The sequence below is a fragment of the Mesorhizobium sp. M7A.F.Ca.MR.362.00.0.0 genome (assembly GCF_004023175.1).
Taxonomy (GTDB): domain Bacteria; phylum Pseudomonadota; class Alphaproteobacteria; order Rhizobiales; family Rhizobiaceae; genus Mesorhizobium.
This window is the reverse complement of sequence record NZ_RZTF01000121.1, coordinates 14,336-15,514: the sequence shown is the minus strand read 5'-3', so window position 1 is coordinate 15,514 and position 1,179 is coordinate 14,336. Positions and strand designations below refer to the sequence as shown.

Sequence of the window (1,179 nt, the reverse complement as noted above, 5' to 3'; positions counted from 1 at the left end):
CGAGGTCTTTTCGGCGCTGACGGGGGATGGAGTCCACCGCGCCGATTGCCGCATCGATCATCAGATCTTCCAGCGACTCGCCACGGCCATCGGCCTCGGCGACGCCGATGGCGACCAGGTCGGGGTCGCCGGCAAGCTCATATTTGTCGTCCAGGACGACATTGACCGCCACATGGCCGGCAAAGGACAGCTTGCGCCGGTCGCGGATGCCCATCGCCTGATCGGTGCCGATCAGTCTGCCATCCTTGTAGATACGGCCGAACGGCACCTGATCCATGATGGTGGCTGGGCCGGGAGCAAGCCTGAGCATGTCGCCGTCGCGCACCTGCGCCACCTGGCCGATGCCCGATGTCGACATCAGCGAGCCCTGCGCCACCAGATGTGCCGCCTCGCCATGCACGGGAACGCCGATCTGCGGGCGCACCCATTCATACATCTTGCGCAATTCGCTGCGCCGCGGATGGCCGGAGACATGCACCAGTGCATCGCCGTCCTCGATGATCTTGACGCCGAGGTCGATGAGACGGTTCTTGATCTCGAGGATCGCCTTCTCGTTGCCGGGAATGGTACGCGAGGAAAACACCACCGTGTCGCCCGCCGTCAGCGACACCGACTTCATCTCTTCGCGCGACAGCTTGGCCAGTGCGGCCAGCGGCTCGCCCTGGCTGCCGGTGCAGATGATGACCAGGTTCTCGCGCGGGATGAAACCAAAATCCTCCTCGGCGATGAACTCCGGCAGACCGTCCATGTAGCCGAGTTCGCCGGCCACATCGATGACCCGCTTCAGCGAACGGCCAAGCACCAGGCACTGGCGTCCGGCATCGCGCGCCGCTTTGGCGATCGAGACGATGCGTCCGACATTGGAGGAGAATGTGGTGACGGCGACACGGCCCTTGGCAGCCTGGATGACGCCCTTGAGGCCCTCGCCCACAGCCACTTCCGAAGGCGACTCACCTTCGCGCCGCGCATTGGTCGAATCGCAGATCAGCGCCAAAACGCCCTTGTCGCCATAGGCGCGGAAACGCGCCTCGTCGGTCTTCGGCCCGATCGTCGGCTCCGGATCGATCTTCCAGTCACCGGTATGGATGACGGTGCCTGCCGGCGAGGTGATCGCCAGCGACATCGGCTCGGGAATCGAGTGCGCGACCGGAATGGCTTCGATCTCGAACGGGCCGACGG

At 64.7% G+C, this 1,179-nt stretch carries 1 protein-coding gene; it reads right to left on the bottom strand.

From position 1 onward, the window contains the following. Positions 1-1,179: ribonuclease J (locus EOC06_RS16690; RefSeq protein WP_245469666.1), on the bottom strand; the 1,179-nt coding region annotated here is incomplete at both ends.